14 protein-coding genes are annotated in these 16,481 nt (G+C 68.3%); 8 read left to right on the plus strand and 6 right to left on the minus strand.

Annotation, left to right across the window (positions count from 1 at the left end):
* Positions 1 to 45: 45 nt before the first annotated feature.
* Entirely contained in the window at positions 46 to 1,284 is a 1,239-nt protein-coding gene (locus tag D1409_RS19460; RefSeq protein WP_164471795.1) for a PGF-CTERM sorting domain-containing protein, read from the plus strand.
* Between the two features lie 130 nt (positions 1,285 to 1,414).
* Positions 1,415 to 1,822 (plus strand): hypothetical protein, encoded by a 408-nt coding sequence (locus D1409_RS19465; RefSeq protein ID WP_123538659.1) that lies wholly within the window; start codon positions 1,415 to 1,417, stop codon positions 1,820 to 1,822.
* A gap of 34 nt (positions 1,823 to 1,856) precedes the next feature.
* On the opposite strand, the gene D1409_RS19470 is transcribed toward D1409_RS19465, so the two are convergent.
* Entirely contained in the window at positions 1,857 to 2,432 is a 576-nt protein-coding gene (locus D1409_RS19470) for an LURP-one-related/scramblase family protein (RefSeq protein ID WP_123538660.1), read from the minus strand.
* 163 nt (positions 2,433 to 2,595) lie between these two features.
* Positions 2,596 to 3,423: a PIG-L deacetylase family protein gene (locus D1409_RS19475; RefSeq protein WP_235853629.1), complete on the minus strand. Its 828-nt coding sequence runs from the start codon at positions 3,421 to 3,423 to the stop codon at positions 2,596 to 2,598.
* Positions 3,424 to 3,577: 154 nt separating this feature from the next.
* Here D1409_RS19475 and D1409_RS19480 point away from each other — a divergent pair, with 154 nt between their 5' ends.
* The 3 genes from D1409_RS19480 to uvrA all read left to right on the plus strand — a co-directional run bounded on the left by D1409_RS19480 (position 3,578) and on the right by uvrA (position 9,083).
* A complete protein-coding gene (locus tag D1409_RS19480) occupies positions 3,578 to 4,591 on the plus strand; it encodes a hypothetical protein (protein WP_123538662.1) in 1,014 nt (337 codons plus the stop codon).
* 70 nt (positions 4,592 to 4,661) lie between these two features.
* Complete coding sequence (locus D1409_RS19485; protein ID WP_123538663.1) at positions 4,662 to 5,885, plus strand: aminotransferase class V-fold PLP-dependent enzyme; 1,224 nt, start codon at positions 4,662 to 4,664, stop codon at positions 5,883 to 5,885.
* Positions 5,886 to 6,071: 186 nt separating this feature from the next.
* The gene (uvrA, locus tag D1409_RS19490) at positions 6,072 to 9,083 is read left to right on the plus strand and encodes an excinuclease ABC subunit UvrA (protein WP_123538664.1); all 3,012 of its coding nucleotides are present in this window, start codon (positions 6,072 to 6,074) and stop codon (positions 9,081 to 9,083) included.
* A 79-nt stretch (positions 9,084 to 9,162) separates the two neighbouring features.
* On the opposite strand, the gene D1409_RS19495 is transcribed toward uvrA, so the two are convergent.
* Positions 9,163 to 12,096, minus strand: coding sequence for a rhamnogalacturonan lyase family protein (locus D1409_RS19495; protein ID WP_123538665.1), 2,934 nt, complete (start codon positions 12,094 to 12,096; stop codon positions 9,163 to 9,165).
* Positions 12,097 to 12,650: 554 nt separating this feature from the next.
* Here D1409_RS19495 and D1409_RS19500 point away from each other — a divergent pair.
* Positions 12,651 to 13,952 (plus strand): aminoacyl--tRNA ligase-related protein, encoded by a 1,302-nt coding sequence (locus D1409_RS19500; RefSeq protein ID WP_123538666.1) that lies wholly within the window; start codon positions 12,651 to 12,653, stop codon positions 13,950 to 13,952.
* A gap of 44 nt (positions 13,953 to 13,996) precedes the next feature.
* On the opposite strand, the gene D1409_RS19505 is transcribed toward D1409_RS19500, so the two are convergent.
* Genes D1409_RS19505 through D1409_RS19515 form a run of 3 tightly spaced genes read right to left on the minus strand, consistent with a single transcriptional unit; the run spans position 13,997 to position 15,610 of the window.
* Entirely contained in the window at positions 13,997 to 14,176 is a 180-nt protein-coding gene (locus tag D1409_RS19505) for a hypothetical protein (RefSeq protein ID WP_123538667.1), read from the minus strand.
* Positions 14,173 to 15,147, minus strand: a complete 975-nt coding sequence (locus D1409_RS19510; protein ID WP_123538668.1) for a glutathione S-transferase family protein — start codon at positions 15,145 to 15,147, stop codon at positions 14,173 to 14,175. The genes D1409_RS19505 and D1409_RS19510 overlap by 4 nt, the downstream gene beginning before the upstream one ends.
* A 43-nt stretch (positions 15,148 to 15,190) precedes the next feature.
* Positions 15,191 to 15,610, minus strand: a complete 420-nt coding sequence (locus tag D1409_RS19515; protein ID WP_123538669.1) for a DoxX family protein — start codon at positions 15,608 to 15,610, stop codon at positions 15,191 to 15,193.
* A gap of 247 nt (positions 15,611 to 15,857) precedes the next feature.
* On the opposite strand from D1409_RS19515, the gene D1409_RS19520 reads away from it, so the two are divergent.
* Both D1409_RS19520 and D1409_RS24785 read left to right on the plus strand, forming a co-directional pair.
* A complete protein-coding gene (locus tag D1409_RS19520; RefSeq protein WP_123538670.1) occupies positions 15,858 to 16,217 on the plus strand; it encodes a winged helix-turn-helix transcriptional regulator in 360 nt (119 codons plus the stop codon).
* Between the two features lie 42 nt (positions 16,218 to 16,259).
* Positions 16,260 to 16,433 (plus strand): hypothetical protein, encoded by a 174-nt coding sequence (locus D1409_RS24785; protein WP_164471796.1) that lies wholly within the window; start codon positions 16,260 to 16,262, stop codon positions 16,431 to 16,433.
* Positions 16,434 to 16,481: the final 48 nt, after the last annotated feature.

A 16,481-nucleotide genomic window follows, 5' to 3' on the forward strand; every position in this document is an offset into this window, starting at 1 on the left:
CAAAAAGTCGACAGAGATATGTGGGAACCGCGAGATAAGACGCCCATGACACGGGCACACACGGGGTTCGTAACGGTGCTGTTCTCGCTGTTCGTCGTCACCGCGTCGTTCGTCGGGGGGATCGGTGCGGCGACGGCGGCGACGACAGAGTCAGTCACGTTGACCGTCACCGTCGTCGACCAGGGGGGCAATCCGCTGAGCGACGCGGCGCTCTCGGCCACGTGGGACGACGGCGGGCCGGTCAACCGGACGACCGCCGGCAACGGGAAGGCGTTCCTCGACGTCGAGGAGGGGGCGGACGTGACGATCAGGGTCGACCACCCGAACTACGTCCGCAACCAGCCGTACGTCGTCGAGGACGCGAGCGAACAGGACGTGACGATCCGGGTCGCACGTGAGGGACAGGCGACCGTCTCCGTCGTCGACGAGAGCGGCCCGGTCGACAACGCCATCGTCCGCATGTTCCACGACGGCCAGCCGGTCGTCAACGCCCGGACGGCGTCCGACGGCACGTTCACCACCGGCGAGGTCGAACGGGGCAACTACACGCTCATCACGTTCAAGGAAGGGTATCTCCGCAACCGGACCACGCTCGCCGTCGACGGCGAGGTAAACCAGCAGATGGGCATCGAACGCGACTCCGTGCTGGTGACCTTCTCGGTCACCGACGACCACTTCGACCCGCCGCAGTCGGTGACGAACGCGAACGTCACCGTCCCGGACATCGCCGACGTGACGACGCAGGGGAGCGGGAGCGTCACCGTCAGCGTCCCCGTCAACGACGTGTACGACGTGACGATCACCAAGCCCGGGTACGAATCGGTCACTCGGGAACTGCGCGTCCGCGAATCGGCGACGACGCTCAACGCGACGATCCAGCGGACGCCCGCGATCGAGGTCGAAGCAGGGAGCGACCGCGTCGTCGTCGGCGAACCCGTTCGCGTGACCGTCTCCGACGAGTACGGCAACCCGGTCCCCGGCGCGTCGGTCAGCGCCGACGGGAGTTCGGTCGGCGAGACCGACGATCAGGGCGTTCTCAGCGTCCCCGTCGAGCGAGACGGGAACGTCACTATCTCGGCCGAAGCCGACGGTCGCGAGGACAGCGTAACGGTCGAAGGCGTCGGGGCCGGCGGCGACGACACGCCGACCGCGACGGCGACCGCGACCGTCACCGCGACGGACAACCAGACCGAGACGAGCGGCGGCGTCGGACCCGGGTTCGGGGCCGCCGGGGCGCTGGTCGCGCTCCTCCTCGGCGCGATCGCGGCCCGCCGGCGAGCCTGAGGAGTCCCCTCACTCTCTCCGCGGCGAGTTCGAGCCGATCGACTCCCGTCTCGACCAACTCGCGCCCTGTATCGGCCGACTCGCCCACGCCGGCGACAGTCCTATGGCCGCGAGCGCGCTAGACTCTGGCATGACTATCGACGGTGAGACACCCGGTGACGACCTGACAGATACGGAGGTCGCGGCGCTTCACGAGGTCGAACTCGGGGTCGAGTGGCTCCGACGAGCGCACGGTAAACTCGTCGAGTTCCATCACAACACCGGCCACGCGATGGAACACCTGGCGACGGCCGAGGCGCTGCTCCGCGAGACCGGGCACGACGACCTCGCCGACGAGATCCGCGACCGGCACCTCCCCCGGGGCGTCGTCGACGAGGACCGCTGGTCCTACGACGTGCTGGAGTCCTTCGAGCGGGACTTCATGACACAGGTGTCGGCGCTCGAACAGCAGACGCGGCGCGACCTCTCCGGCGGCCACCGACACGTCGCCGAGCGCCGACAGGAGCGAGAGTGGAAGCGCCAGGCCGACGGGGAGTGACGGCCGGCGGCGCGCCGCCAGGCGCCTGTCGCCCCTAGTTCCCCTGGATCGCGTCGATGACCATCGCGGCGGCGACGATCGGCTCTTTCGGGACGGTGCTGGCGTCGTCGATGGTGATCTCGTAGCGGTCCCGCAGCGAGAACTGCCCGTCGATGCTCCCGACGTGGTTCCCGTCGAGGTCGGTGATCTCGTACTTGTGCGGGATCCACCCGCCGAACGGGATCACGTTCCGTGCCAGCGTGACAAGCGCGCCACGGGAGTTGATCTCGGCGAGTTTCGACTCGTCGCGCGCGTCGCGGATCTTCCAGGTGTCCTGGAAGATCGAGTAGTCGTTGTCGAGGACGACGAGGTCCTCGCCGGTCTGTGCGTCCGAGAGGACGTAGTTCCCGGCCACGTCGATGATCCCCCCGGCTTTCACCGTGAACACGTCCTCGCCGTTCCCGTCGACGAAGGGGAACTCCTCTTTCATCTTCAGCATCTTCTGTTTCCCCCGAAGGACGACGTTGCCCGCCGCGTCCATCGCCTTGTACTTGTTCCGGATCAGCGACTGTTCGACCGTGTAGCTGTCGTCGCCCAGTTCGATCCCCGCGATGTCGTAGCTCCCAGCCATCTTGCATGGGTGTCGCCGGCCCGATATTTAAACTTCCGTACCAGTCGGCCTCGTCGGCGCGACGCTCGGTCTCCTCCTGCGCTCGACGGCCGCCGACGGAGCGGGCGGTTCGGTCGGCGAGGCGTAGTCGGCCGGCGACCGGCGACACTTCGACGCCGGGCCGTCAGAAGAAGAACAGCCGGTCCCGGCGGTCGTCGGTCAGCGGCGCGCCGTACTCCGATATCTCGACGGCCTCGGCGTGCTCAACCGCCGCGGCTCGGGACTCGCCGTAGCGGTCGGCGAGTTCGCCGCGGAAGCGGTCGGCCACGTTCACCTCGGTGTTCGCGGACAGGTGGTCGATCCCTTCGTCCGCCAGCCACGCCCGGCGCTCGGCGTCGCCCTCGGGCACCTCGTCGAGCACACCGAAGGTGTAGGGAAGCCACTCGTACATCTGGGACTCGTGACAGTCGAGCGCGTCGAGTTTGCGGTCGGCCGCGTCGGACACGTCGAGGGCCACGTCGGGTTCGAACGGTGCGGGCTTGCGGAAGTGGTCGGCCACGTAGCCGAAGACGGGGTTCTCGTCCATCGGTGGGGTGTCGGGGCAGACGTTCGGGACGATCAGCATGTAGGCGGTGTCGCGGAGCAGTTCTGCGCAGTAGCGGTGGTCCGGGTGGTAGTCGTCGGGGCGAGGACCCAGCACGAGGTCGGGGTCGACCTCGCGGACGAAGCGGATCAGGCGTCGCCGGTGGGTCAGCGTCGGTTCGAGTTCCCCGTCGGGGATATCGAACACCGCGTAGTCGACCCCGAGGGTCTCGGCGACGGCCTCGGTCTCGCGCTTCCGGCGCGCGGCGACGGTCTCGCGGTCCTGTTCGTGGTGGCCCGCGCTCCCGTCGGTCACGGACAGGAAGGTCACGTCGCGGCCGTCCTCGACGTATTTCGCCGCGATGCCGCCGGCCTTGATGGAGCAGTCGTCGGGGTGGGCGCCGACGACCAGGAGACTCGGATCGGTCACGCTCACCGATCGAACCCGAACCACCGAAACCGTTGTGTCCGCCGCCCGGGTGCGGCCCGAGTGAGAGAGAACTACCGGGGAGACGGTGCTTTTTGCCGGCTGGATCCGTACGAGGCGTCGCCGGCGGCGTCCGACCGGGCGCGTCGGGATATCCATGGAATACGGAACGAGCTACTTCGGCGTACGGAACCGCGACCACGCGGCGCGAGACCTCGACCGCTTCGCCGACGAGGGACTGAACGCGGTCCTGCACACGTTCAGCGAACGCGACCGCATGTACTACGAGGAGACGATGGCGGATCTCGTCGCCGACAGCGCCGAGCGGGGCTTCCGGACGTACGTGAACCCCTGGAGCGTCGGCCGCGTCTTCGGCGGCGAGGCGCTCTCCGAGTTCGTCGGTCGGAACCCCGGGGCCTGCCAGGTCACGAACGACGGTGAGCGCATCGCAGCGGCGTGTTTCAACGCCCCGGAGTTCCGTGAGTACATGCGCGAGTGGACGGAGGCAGCGGCCGGCCTCGGCGCAGACGTGCTCTTCTGGGACGAACCCCACTGGTTCATCCCCGAGTGGTTCGACCAGTCGTTCCCGGACGACGCGTGGGGCTGTCGCTGCGAGCACTGCCGAGCGGCGTTCGAGGCCGAGTACGACAGGGAGATGCCTCGCGAGGAGACCGCCGACGTGCGGGCGTTCAAGGCCGACTCGCTGCTCGAGTTCCTCCGGGAGATGATGGCGCTCGCCGCCGAGACGGGGGCCGAGAACGCCGTCTGTCTCCTGCCCAGCGAGGACGCCGAGCACGGCCTGACCGACTGGGAGACGCTGGCCGTCTGTGAGGACCTCGACGTGATCGCGACCGACCCCTACTGGGACGTCTTCGAAGGGGCCGACTCGCCCGAGTCGTTCGTCGGCTATTTCTCCGAGAAGGTCGTCGACCTCGCCGACCGCCAGGACCTGCGGAGCCAGATCTGGATCCAGGGGTTCCGCCTCGGGCCGGGCAAAGCGGACGAGGTTCGGACGGCGACGCGGACGGCCGTCGAGCACGGCGTCGACAGCGTCTTCATGTGGGGGTACGACGGCTGTGCGTCGATCTCCAGCATCGCCTGTGCGGAGCCCGACCGGGTCTGGCGAGCGTACCTCGACGAGGTTCAGGCCGCCCGGACGCGCGACGACTGACCGACCGACGAACCCGGCGGCGGTTCCGCGACACCGCCACTTTATCTCTCGAACCGTCCAACCGTGGGTGATGACAGACGACACCGTCTACGCGGAACTGGGCGTCCCGACGGTCGTCAACGCCGCGGGGACCAAGACGCGGATCGGCGGCAGCCGCATCCGCCCCGAAGCGCGCGAGGCGATGGACCGGGCGGCCGAGGAGTTCGTCCGACTCTCGGACCTGCAGGCGGCCGCGAGCGACCGAATCGCCGAGGTGACGGGCGCAGAGGCCGGCTACGTGACCAACGGCGCGGCGGGGGCACTCATGCTCGGTGCCGCCGCCTGCATCGCCGGGACGGACCCCGGCGTGGCGGCCCGCCTCCCCGACACCGAGAGCGTCGCCGACGAGATCGTGATGCCCCGCACGCACCGCACTGGGTACGACCACGCGCTCCGCACTGCCGGCGCGACGATCGTCGACGTGGGCACCAACGACGCGACCCTCGGCACCGGCGCTCGCAACGTCGAGCCCTGGGAGTACGCCGACGCCATCGGCGAGGACACCGCGGCCGTCGCGCACGTCTACAAGTCCTACGAGGGGCCGCCGCTGGACGAGGTCTGCGAGATCGCCCACGACCACGGCGTGCCGGTCGTCGTCGACGCCGCCGCGGAACTCCCGCCGGTCGAGAACCTCTCGTGGTTCACCGAGCAGGGCGCCGACCTCGTCGCCTTCAGCGGCGGCAAGGGGATTCGCGGACCCCAGACCACGGGTATCCTCGCCGGCCGCGCGGACCTGATCGAGTCCGTCGCCGCCCAGCACCTGGACACCCACGCCACCGAATCGGTCTGGGACCCGCCCGAGCGCCTGCTCGACGCCGACCGGTTCGACGGCGTGCCGCGCCAGGGGGTCGGCCGCCCCCTCAAGGTCGGCAAGGAGGAACTCGTCGGCCTCCTGGCGGCGCTGGACGCCTTCCTCGAGGAGGACCACGAGACCACGCGCGGCGAGTGGCGCGACCGCGCCGACGCGGTCGCCGCAGCGCTCGCCGGGGTCGACGGGCTCTCGACGACCATCGAAGACGGCGCCAAGTCCGTCGCGCCGACGGTGTCGGTCGCCGTCGACGCGGAGCGGGCGGGCGCGTCGGCGGCCGGCCTCGTCCTGACGCTCAGGCGGGAAGATCCCCGGGTGTTCGTCGGGGCCGACGGCGTCGACGAAGGGACGTTCGCCGTGAGTCCGATGTGTCTCACCGACGAGGAGGCCGAGTACGTCGTCGAGCGGATCCGCGCGAACCTCGGTGTCGGCGACGGGGGCGACTGAGACGCGCGCGGTGGCGGTCGAGCGAGACCGCGAGGGACCGCGCTTGATCGACGCGCGCTGAGTCGCCCGCGACACGACCGCCCCATCGGATCTCCCGGACTGCGGGGCGCCGCCGTCGACCGGGACCTCGCGAGGAAACCGGCGAACCGACAGCGTTTCACACCCCCAGTTCTTGACGTGGGATAGATGAGTAAAGACGTCATCGAGGTCCGAGGGGCAGAGGAACACAACCTCAAGGACGTCGACGTAACGATCCCGCGCGAGGAGCTGACGGTCGTCACGGGGCTGTCCGGGTCGGGGAAGTCCTCGCTCGCGTTCGACACCGTCTACGCCGAGGGCCAGCGCCGCTACATCGAGTCGCTGTCGGCGTACGCGCGCAACTTCCTCGGGCAGATGGACAAGCCGAAAGTCGAGAACGTCGAGGGGCTCTCCCCCGCGATCTCGATCGACCAGAAGAACGCCGCGAACAACCCCCGGTCGACGGTGGGCACGGTCACCGAACTCCACGACTACCTCCGTCTCCTCTACGCTCGCGTCGGCGTCCCGCACTGTCCCGAGTGCGGCCGCGAAGTCGGCGAGCAGTCCGCCCAGCACATGGTCGACCGCATCCTCGAACTCCCCGAGGGCACCCGCGCGAAGATCCTCGCGCCGGTCGTCCGCGACCAGAAGGGCGCGTTCGAGGACCTGTTCGACGAACTCGTCGCCGAAGGGTACGCTCGCGTCGAGGTCGACGGCGAACAGCACGACCTCTCGCTCGACCGACCCGACCTCGACGAGAACTACGACCACACCATCGACGTGGTCGTCGACCGCGTAACCACGAGCCCCGACTCGCGCTCCCGGATCACCGACTCCGTCGAGACGGCGCTCGACGAGAGCGACGGGATCATCAAGGTCGCCGTCCCCGAACCGCCGGAAGGCGTCGAACTCGGCGGCGCGACCACCCGCTCCGTCGGCGACCTCGGCGACGAGGACGGCGAATCGGACGGGGACGGCGACCCCGTCGCGGACGACCGCCTCGTCGTCGAGTTCTCCGAGGACCTCGCCTGCACCCACTGCAACGTCGACATCAGCGAGATCGAGACCCGCTCGTTCTCCTTCAACAGCCCGTACGGCGCCTGTCCGGCCTGTGAGGGACTGGGCGAGACCAAGGAGGTCAGCGAGGACCTCGTGATCCAGGACACCTCGAAGCCGCTGAAACACGTCTTCGAGCCCTGGAGCTACGACCGGACCTACTACTCGCGCCAGCTGGACAACGTCGCCGACCACTTCGGCGTCTCGCTGTCCACGCCCTTCGAGGACCTCGACGAGTCCATCCAGCGCCAGTTCCTCTACGGGACCGACAGCCGGGTGCACTTCGAGTGGCGCACCAAGAACGGTACGCGGGAGAAGACCGAGCGCTTCGAGGGCGTGATCCCGAACCTCGAACGGCGCCACGTCGAGACCGACTCCGACCGCGCCCGGGAACACATCGAGGAGTACATGGCGACGACCACCTGCCCCGACTGTGAGGGCACCCGACTCAAGGCCGAGTCCCGCGCTGTGCTCGTCGACGGCACCGCGATCACCGAGGTCAACCGGCTCTCGATCGGCGACGCGCTCGACCACTTCGAGGGGGTCGAGGCGAATCTCGACGCCCGCGACACGAAGATCGCCGAGGAGATCCTCAAGGAGATCCGCGCGCGCCTCGGGTTCATGTGCGAGGTCGGGCTGGAGTATCTGACCCTCGACCGCGAGGCGGCGACGCTCTCCGGCGGGGAGAGCCAGCGCATTCGCCTCGCGACGCAGATCGGGAGCGGACTGGTGGGCGTCCTGTACGTCCTCGACGAGCCCTCTATCGGGCTCCACCAGCGCGACAACGACCGGCTGCTGAACACCCTCGCCGAGCTCCGCGACCTCGGCAACACCCTGCTCGTCGTCGAGCACGACACCGAGACGATGCGTCGCGCGGACACGATCGTCGACATGGGGCCCGGCCCCGGCAAGCGCGGCGGCGAGATCGTCGTCAACGGCGACTTCGACGAAGTGATCGACACCGACGCGAGCATCACCGGCGACTACCTCTCCGGCGAGCGCGCCATTCCCGTCCCCGCCGAACGGCGCGACCCGGACGGGACGATCACTATCGAGGGCGCCCGCCAGCACAACCTCAAAGACCTCGACGTCGACATTCCGGTGGGCAACTTCACCGCCATCACCGGCGTCTCCGGGTCGGGCAAGTCGACGCTGATGCACGACGTGCTCTACAAGGCGCTCGCCCGCGAGATGCACGGCAACTCCGACGTGAACCCGGGCGAACACGACGGGCTCTCCGGCCTCGACGCCATCGAGACGGTGCGCCTGATCGACCAGTCGCCCATCGGCCGGACGCCACGCTCGAACCCCGCCACGTACACCAACGTCTTCGACCACATCCGCGAGCTGTTCGCCGAGACGAACCTCGCCAAACAGCGCGGCTACGAGAAGGGGCGATTCTCCTTCAACGTCAAGGGCGGCCGCTGCGAGGAGTGCGGCGGGCAGGGCACAGTGACGATCGAGATGAACTTCCTCTCGGACGTGCAGGTCCCCTGCGAGGAGTGCGGCGGCGCGCGCTACAACCGCGAGACGCTGGACGTCACCTACAAGGACGCCACCATCGCCGACGTGCTCGACATGAGCATCGACGAGGCCCACGAGTTCTTCGAGGGCCACAGCCAGATCCGCCGCCGCCTCGAACTCCTGGAGGACGTCGGGCTGGGTTACATGCAGCTCGGCCAGCCCTCCACGACCCTCTCGGGCGGCGAGGCCCAGCGCGTGAAACTCGCCGAGGAACTCGGGAAGAAAGACTCCGGCGAGACGCTGTACCTGCTGGACGAACCGACCACCGGGCTCCACCCCCACGACGAGCGCAAGCTCATCGACGTGCTCCACCGGCTCACCGACGACGGCAACACCGTCGTCGTCATCGAGCACGAACTCGACCTCGTGAAGAACGCCGACCACGTCGTCGACCTCGGTCCCGAGGGCGGGGAAGCCGGCGGCCAGCTCGTCGCCGAAGGTACCCCCGAAGAGGTCGCCCGCACCGAGGGCTCCTACACCGGGAAGTACCTCCGCGACCTGCTCCCCGACGTGGACCTGGAGGGGCCGCGCGGCGACCGCGTCGTCACCGCCGACGCCGACGGCGAGGCCGAGACGGCGCCGAGAGCCGACGACGACTGAGTCCGTCACGGACAGCCGCCGATTCTCGCGACGTGGTCGCCGAACTCGTCGCCGCCGAAGACGGATAGCTCGTCGGGAGTCAGGCCGACGGGTCGCGGAAGGCGAACTGCTGGTTGTCGCTGTTGCTCACGCTCCAGATCCCGATGGTGGCACCGTCCTCGGTGCTCACACCGAAGACGTCCGCCGCGAGGTCGTCGGGTGCGTCCATCGGCCGGAGGCTGCAGTGCCCGTCGGCCACGGGCACGAGCTTCCACTTCTGGTAGTCTGCGCCCTCCCAGGAGGCCTGCACGACGTTCCCGCCCTCCGAGGCGCCGCCGTCGGCTTCCATTACGAGCCCGCTGTTGACGTTCTCGACCCGGTACACTCCGTCTTCGAGTTCCGTCACCTCCCAGCGCTGGTAGTCCGCGCCCTCCCAGACGCCCTGCTGGACGTTCGCCCCGTCCGCCGTGGAGCCGTCGGCCACCTCGACGACCTTGTCGTCGGCGGTGTGCCTCGCGGTCAGACGGTAGGTGCCCGCCGTGACGTCGACCGTGATCGTCACGGAGTGTGACGTCGTGCAACCGCTTTCGGCGGTGGCGTTCAGCGTGACGGTGTACTCGCCGGGTTCGTCGTAGCTATGCGTCGCCGACCAGCCCGTCGCAGTCGTGCCGTCGCCGAACTCCCACGTCAGGGAGTCGACCGAATCCTCCTCACCGGAGACGTCCTCCGCCTCGAAGTCGATGGACTCGCCCGTGTCGACGCGGGTCGCACTCGGCACGGCCTGCGCTATCGGCTCCGGCTCGCCGATCGTGACCGTCTCGAAGTCGGTCGTCGTCTCCCCGTTCTTGGCCGTCGCGGTCAGCTCGACGGGGTACGTCCCCAGTTCGTCGTAGGTGTGACTGGTCGACCAGCCCGTCGCAGTCGCGCCGTCGCCGAACTCCCACGAGAGCGAGCGGACCTTGCGACCGTTACCCGTCAGGTCGACCGCGTCGAATTCGACGTGGTCGCAGATCGTCGCATCGGTCTCACTGGCGGATATTTCGGCGATCCGGTCGTGTCCTGCGGGCTCGAACGAGGTCTCGATGTCGGGTTCCGGTGGGTCGTCCATCCCGTGGCCGAGGAAGAAACTGGGCCACGGCGGCTGGTTGTAGCCGGCGTTCTGGCGCGCGATGCCGGTCCGGTACTGCGGGTCGTGCAACAGCGTGTACAGCCGGTGTTCGGTCTCGTGCGGCGTCGCGTAGAGGCGCAGGTGACTGCTGTCCTCGGCCCGCCAGACGACTTCCTCGCGCCAGTCGCCGAGGATGTCCCCCGACAGACACGGGTTCCCCTTCGTCCAGTTGTTCGAGCGAGTGCCCTCGAACGATTTCAGGAGATCGAGTTCCTGGGCCTCGGGGTTCCACTTCTCGATCTTGCCGATGCCGACCCCATCGCCCTGCCAGTCGTGGTCGAGCAGTTCGCGGTGGAGGTCGCCCGTCCACCAGACCCCGGAGTTGAGCGACCCGACCGGCTCGTCCATGAGCTGCTGGCCGTTCGCGCTCCAGGTACCGACGCCGCCGGACGCCCAGGCCTCCGCTCCCCGGTAGTTCGGGTCGATGTCGGCGACCATCGCGCGGCCGGCGTCGTCGCCGTCGACCGACCAGATGTACTCGCCGGTCTCGGCGTCGCGCATCGACGCGGACGGTTCCCCCTCGGGCGGATACTCGGCGGGGACGAAGATCTCCAGCCCCTCCCGGTCGGGGAGGAAATCGCCGCAGTGCTGGGCGTCGGGGTTCGACATCGTCGTCGTGTGCAGGCCGGTGCCGTCGTGGTCGATGACCGCGCCGCCGAAGACGATCTCGTCCTTGCCGTCGCCGTCGACGTCCGCGGTGGCCAGGCTGTGTGCGCCCTTACCCTCGTACTCCTCGTTCCCGTCCCTGCTGTCGAAGATCCAGCGTACCTCGAGTTCGCCCTGCCGGAAGTCCCACGCGGCGAGCATCGTCTTCTCGTAGTAGCCCCGGGTGAACACGATGCTCGGTCGCTCGCCGTCGAGGTAGGCGGTCCCCGCGAGGAACCGGTCGACGCGGTTCCCGTAGCAGTCGCCCCAGTCGCAGGCGTCCCCGCGTGCGGGCTGGAAGTCCTCCGTCGCGAGCTCTTCACCCGTCTCTCCGTCGAAGACGGTGAGATACTCCGGTCCCTCGAGGACGTATCCCGATTCGTTCGTCCAGTCGGCGTCCGGATCGCCGACGACGTTGCCGGCCGCGTCTTCGGTGCCGTCGGCCGTTCGCACCACGAGCTCCGACTTGCCGTCGCCGTCGAAGTCGTACACCAGGAACGGCGTGTAGTGCGCGCCGGCCCGGACGTTCTGGCCGAGGTTGATCCGCCAGAGGTGCTCCCCGTCCATCGTGTACCCGTCGATCAGGACGTCACTCGTCTGCCCCGACTGTGAGTTGTCCTTCGCGTTCGACGGGGACCACTTCTGGACGATGTCCAGCGTGCCGTCGCCCGTGAGGTCGCCCAGACTCGCGTCGTTCGCGTGGTACGTGATCGTCTCGCCGTTCTCGCCCTCGACCGGGTCGGGCCTGTTCAGCGGGATCTCCTTGTACTGGTCGTCCCACACCTCGACCGGCTCGGACATACCGGGCTTTCGACCGTCGGCTTTGCGCTCACCGCCGGACCGCCCGTTGCCGACCGCTCGAACGGCGTAGGTCGAGTCGGTCGTCCCGTCGGGGTCGAGGTAGTTCGTGCTGTCGGTGATCGGTTCGTCGTTCAGCCGTTCGCCGTCGCGAAACACGTGGAAGCCGAGATCGGCGGGTTCGGTCCCGAACAGCCGCCATCGGAGCAGTACCCCCTCTTCCGTCGGAACGGCCACGAGCCCCCGATCGAGCGACTCCATCTGACGCGTACCGTCCGTGTCGGTTCCGCTCCTCGTCCCCCTCCCAGCGGTTGCAATACCGATACCGCCGGCCCCCAGCGCCGCCGTCCCGGCAGTGATTCCCCCGAGGAACTGGCGTCGAGACTGTCGATACCGTCCTTCGCTTTTGTCCGAATCTGACATTGTCTTTCTCGCCACGATGTTCCCATTTGTGGTCATTTTGTATGAACGTTTGGGAATGTTAACCATACGCAAGTTATTATTCGATAATGTATCAAATGATCTTAACTTGTCGGAGCCGTCCGCTTCGGGCACGTCTCTGTCGGAGAGTAGATAGCCGACACGGGCGAATCACGCGCCGTCGCATCGAGTTAGTTCGACCGCCGTCGGACTCGCATCTCCTAAACCGCGCTCCCGGACCGACGAGGCCGATAGAATCCGCGGGCCAGACGACGACTGATCTGACGACCGGATTTCGACCATTCTACTATTACATCTACATTCGAGAACGTGAACCGCTCACAAACCCACCCAACGACTATGTCGACGGACGGTGGAACGCCAGACGCACCGATGACGACGACACACGCGATGGACCGCGGGACCGCGAAAGCGGCTCGCGGCCGTGTTCCGGCAGTATCGAACCGATAGCGGCTGGTTTTCGACAGTATCGAAGCGCAGAGACCACCAGCGACAGCGCCACAGACAGCGTCGGCGTCACGACCGGAGGCGTCTCGATGCGGCGTAGCGAGGTGTTCCTCGCCACGAGCCGCGAAGCGCCCGACGCCGGCACCGACGTAGTCGCGCTCATGCGGCGCGCCGGACTGGTACGCGAGTTCGGGAGCGGGCTCTGGGGCTTCCTGCCCACCGGCGAACGCGTCCGACGGACGGTCCAGAGCCGGGTCACCGCGGCGATGGAGAACTGCGGCGGCCAGCGGATCAGTCTGCCCGCGCTCCAGTACAGCGGCATCTGGGAGGAGAGCGGCCGCTGGCGGGCGTTCGAGGACGAGATGTTCACCCTCGAGAACCGCGACGGACAGGCGATGTGCCTGGCGCCCTCTCACGAGGAGGGAGTCGTCCACCTCGTCGACGGGCGCGTCCGCTCGCACGACGACCTGCCCCTCCTCGTCTACCAGGTGACCGAGAAGTACCGCGACGACCACGCGCGTAACGGCCTCGTCCGGTGCAAGGCGTTCACGATGAAAGACGCCTACAGCCTGCACGCGAGCGAGGAAAGCCTCCGCGAGACCTACGAGACGGTCCGGGCGGCGTACCTGCGGGTCTTCGAGGACATCGGCCTCGACGTGGCGGTCGTCGACGCGGAGAACAGCGTCATGGGCGGCCCCGACTCCGAGGAGTTCGTCGCGCCCGTCGAGCGCGGGAGCGACGCGCTGGTCCACTGCTCGGTCGCGAACTGCCGATTCGGCGTGACGGACGAAGGCGAGCGGTTCGGCGAGTTCGCCGGGGGCGACACCTGCCCCGACTGCGGTGGTCGACTCGTCGCGGACGAGGGCATCGAAGTCGGTCACGTGTTCGAACTCGGGACGCGTTACGCCGAGGCGATGGACCTGACCGTCGACGGACCCGTCGGTGAGACGCCCGTCGTGATGGGCAGTTACGGGCTGGGCGTGACCAGAGTCGTCCAGACGCTCGTCCAGCAGGCGGGCGGCACCGTCGAGGACGGGTGTCGCTGGCCCGTCACCGACTGGGGGACGGTCGCGCCCTACCGCGCTGCCGTCGTCCCCCTGGACTACGAGAGCGGACACGGCGCCGTCGCCGACGACCTCCACGAGGCGCTCGGTCCCGACGGCGCGCTCCTGTTCGACGACCCCGGCCAGTCCATCGGCGAGCGCTTCGCCGAGGCGGGACTGCTGGGCGTCCCCGCGACGGTCGTCGTCGGGAACCACTACGACGAGACCGGCGAGGTCGAGGTGGAGGACGCCGACGGGCGGACGGAGTCGGTCGCGCCCGGAGACGTCCCCGCGCTCGTCGACGCGTCCGTCGGGAGCCGCTCGGTCCGGGACGGGAGCGGGACGTGATCCGAACCCACTTATCGACCTCCGGCTAGGCGTAGTCAATGGTCTCACGACACGCGAGCGAAACCGCGCTGCTCGTCGCCGTCGGCGTCGTCGGATTCGTCACCGCTCAGTCGCTCCAGTTGCCCGAAGTACTCGCTGGTCTCGTCCTGGTCGCGTTCGCCGTGGTCGGGCCGACGGTCCGTCGCGAGCAGCGTCGTCGCGGCGAGGCCTGACCGACACCTCATCGACCCGCGACGAGGTCCGGCGGGCTTCCGGGCAGTTCGTTCCGGTCGTGGGGCGCCTCGAAGTCGATTTCGGGACCCACCGGGACGAACCCGGTCGGGTTGATATGGTCGTGGCTGCGGTAGTAGTGTTCCTCGATGTGGTCCAGATTCACCGTCTCGGCGACGGAACCGGTCTGGTAGACGTCCCGCGTGAACCCCCAGAGATTGTCGTAGTCGGTCAGGCGGCGGACGTTGCACTTGAAGTGCGTGTGGTAGACGGCGTCGAACCGGACCAGCGTCGGGAACAGCCGCAGGTCCGCCAGCGTCAGGCGGTCGCCGAGCAGGTACCGCCGGTCGGAGAGGTGGGCCTCCCAGCGGTCGAGCGCGTCGAAGACCGTCTCGACGGCGTCCTCGTACTCGCGCTGGGACTCCGCGAACCCGGCGTGGTAGACGCCGCGGTTGAGCGGACGGTAGAGTTCGCCGATGTAGTGGTCGATCTCGTCGCGGTGGGCCTCGGGGTAGAGGTCCACGCCACGGTAGTCGGCGAAGGCGTCGGCGAGCGTCCGCATGATCTCGTCGGACTCCTCGTTGACGATGGTCCCCGCCTGCTCGTCCCAGAGGACCGGCACGGACACCCGCCCAGTGTAGTCGGGGTCGGCCTCGGTGTACACCTCGCGGAGGTAGTCGCTGCCGTGGAGGCGGTCGGGCGTACAGCCGTCTTTCCCGGGCGTGAACTCCCAGCCGTCGTCGCGCCGGTGCGGGTCGACGACGCTGACGCCGATGGCGTCGTCGAGTCCGAGGAGCGCTCGGGTCAGGAGCGTCCCGTGGGCCCACGGACAGGCCCAGGAGACGTAGAGGTGATACCGCTCCGGGTCGGCGGGGTGTCGGTCGGTTCCGATCTCGCCCCGGAACGCGGTCTCCTCGTAGTCGAAGTCCGCGCGGTCGTCGTTCGTCACGTCGCTCAGCCAGTCGCCGTCGATGAGTCGTCCCATTGGTGTGGTCTGTGTGGTAGCTGTAGTTCGTACTGTGAGCGATTCAGGCGACCGAGGCGCCGACCGCGTACGGCCACGGCGTCGTCGAGAGCGCGAGGAAGACCAGCGCCGCGCCGGCCAGTCCCGCGTTCTTCAGGAAGTGTATCTGCTCGTTCTGCCGGTCCGTCCCCTTCTCGGTCCAGAAGTCGTGCATCACCGGCGTGACGCCGACGAGGAAGCCGACCACGAGAAGTGCCCCCACGAGCGGGAACGCGCCCAGCAGGATCGACGCTGCGCCGGCGACCAGCGCGACGCTCGACAGCGGCACGAGAATCCGCGGCGCCGGCGCGCCCTTCTGTTCGGCGTAGGCGACGGTGTTCTCCAGATCGAGCAGGTTACCGAGCGCCAGGAAGCCCAGCACGGCCGCGAACAGCCCGCGACCGGCCAACAGCGCGACCCCGGCGGCCGTCGACTCGAACACCATCAGGCCGACACCTCACCGGATTCGCCGCTCACCGCGATGTCCATCGCGTCCGATTCCGCCAGTTCCGCGTCGATGCGTCCGAATGCGTGCGTTTCGTTCATCGCAATACGGACTTTCGCCGACACCGACATAAGTATCAGGTATATTATAGTATATCGGGTTGGGTGGAGTAAACCGGGTATACCGCGGTGTACCGGGACGTGTCGGAGCGGAGGACTTTTCGCGGGACCGGTCGAACCGTGAGACGATGCAGACGAACGACCCGGACGACCCGTTCGCGGACGTGGACCCGCAGGCGTGTCCGACGGCGGAGTCGCTGGAAGTGATCGGGACGCAGTGGCGGCTCAACGTCCTCCACGACCTGCAGGACGGGGAGTTGCGGTTCAACGAACTCAAGGAGGCGACGGGGGCCAGCTCGCGGACGCTCTCGCAGTCGCTGGACGCGCTGACCGATGCGGGCCTCGTCGACAAGCGCATGGAGGAGGCCGCGCCCGTCGCGACGTACTACTCGCTGACGGAGAAGGGCGAAGCGCTCGGCCCCGTCTTCGACGAACTCGACGCGTGGGCCCGCGAGTACGTCGACCCGACCGACTACACCGAGGAGTAGCCGGCCAGTCGATTTTTCACGCCGCCGGTTCCAGCCTGCGCCATGGTCTCCCGCGATACGAGAGAGACGGCACTGCTCGTGGTCCTGGCGGTCGTCGGATTCGTCGTCGCCTCCGCTCTCGGGGCCCCTGAACCCGTCGCCTGGGGGTTCCTCATCGCAGTCGGCGGGGTCGGCCCCACCGTCCGCGACGAGTGGCGCCGTCGTCAGGAAGCGTGACCGTCCCCCGAGCGCGTTCTCCTCCTGAAATCGATTTCAGCGATCGGT

Source organism: Halosimplex salinum, assembly GCF_003730195.1.
In the GTDB taxonomy this organism is placed as follows: Archaea; Halobacteriota; Halobacteria; order Halobacteriales; family Haloarculaceae; genus Halosimplex; species Halosimplex salinum.

Bases quoted from the DNA above. Each gene is read 5' to 3' on its own strand.
- D1409_RS19460 (WP_164471795.1), top strand. From the start codon at position 46: ATGACACGGGCACACACGGGGTTCGTAACGGTGCTGTTCTCGCTGTTC.
- D1409_RS19465 (WP_123538659.1), top strand. From the start codon at position 1,415: ATGACTATCGACGGTGAGACACCCGGTGACGACCTGACAGATACGGAG.
- D1409_RS19470 (WP_123538660.1), bottom strand. From the start codon at position 2,432: ATGGCTGGGAGCTACGACATCGCGGGGATCGAACTGGGCGACGACAGC.
- D1409_RS19480 (WP_123538662.1), top strand. From the start codon at position 3,578: ATGGAATACGGAACGAGCTACTTCGGCGTACGGAACCGCGACCACGCG.
- D1409_RS19485 (WP_123538663.1), top strand. From the start codon at position 4,662: ATGACAGACGACACCGTCTACGCGGAACTGGGCGTCCCGACGGTCGTC.
- uvrA (WP_123538664.1), top strand. From the start codon at position 6,072: ATGAGTAAAGACGTCATCGAGGTCCGAGGGGCAGAGGAACACAACCTC.
- D1409_RS19495 (WP_123538665.1), bottom strand. From the start codon at position 12,096: ATGTCAGATTCGGACAAAAGCGAAGGACGGTATCGACAGTCTCGACGC.
- D1409_RS19500 (WP_123538666.1), top strand. From the start codon at position 12,651: ATGCGGCGTAGCGAGGTGTTCCTCGCCACGAGCCGCGAAGCGCCCGAC.
- D1409_RS19505 (WP_123538667.1), bottom strand. From the start codon at position 14,176: ATGAGGTGTCGGTCAGGCCTCGCCGCGACGACGCTGCTCGCGACGGAC.
- D1409_RS19510 (WP_123538668.1), bottom strand. From the start codon at position 15,147: ATGGGACGACTCATCGACGGCGACTGGCTGAGCGACGTGACGAACGAC.
- D1409_RS19515 (WP_123538669.1), bottom strand. From the start codon at position 15,610: ATGGTGTTCGAGTCGACGGCCGCCGGGGTCGCGCTGTTGGCCGGTCGC.
- D1409_RS19520 (WP_123538670.1), top strand. From the start codon at position 15,858: ATGCAGACGAACGACCCGGACGACCCGTTCGCGGACGTGGACCCGCAG.
- D1409_RS24785 (WP_164471796.1), top strand. From the start codon at position 16,260: ATGGTCTCCCGCGATACGAGAGAGACGGCACTGCTCGTGGTCCTGGCG.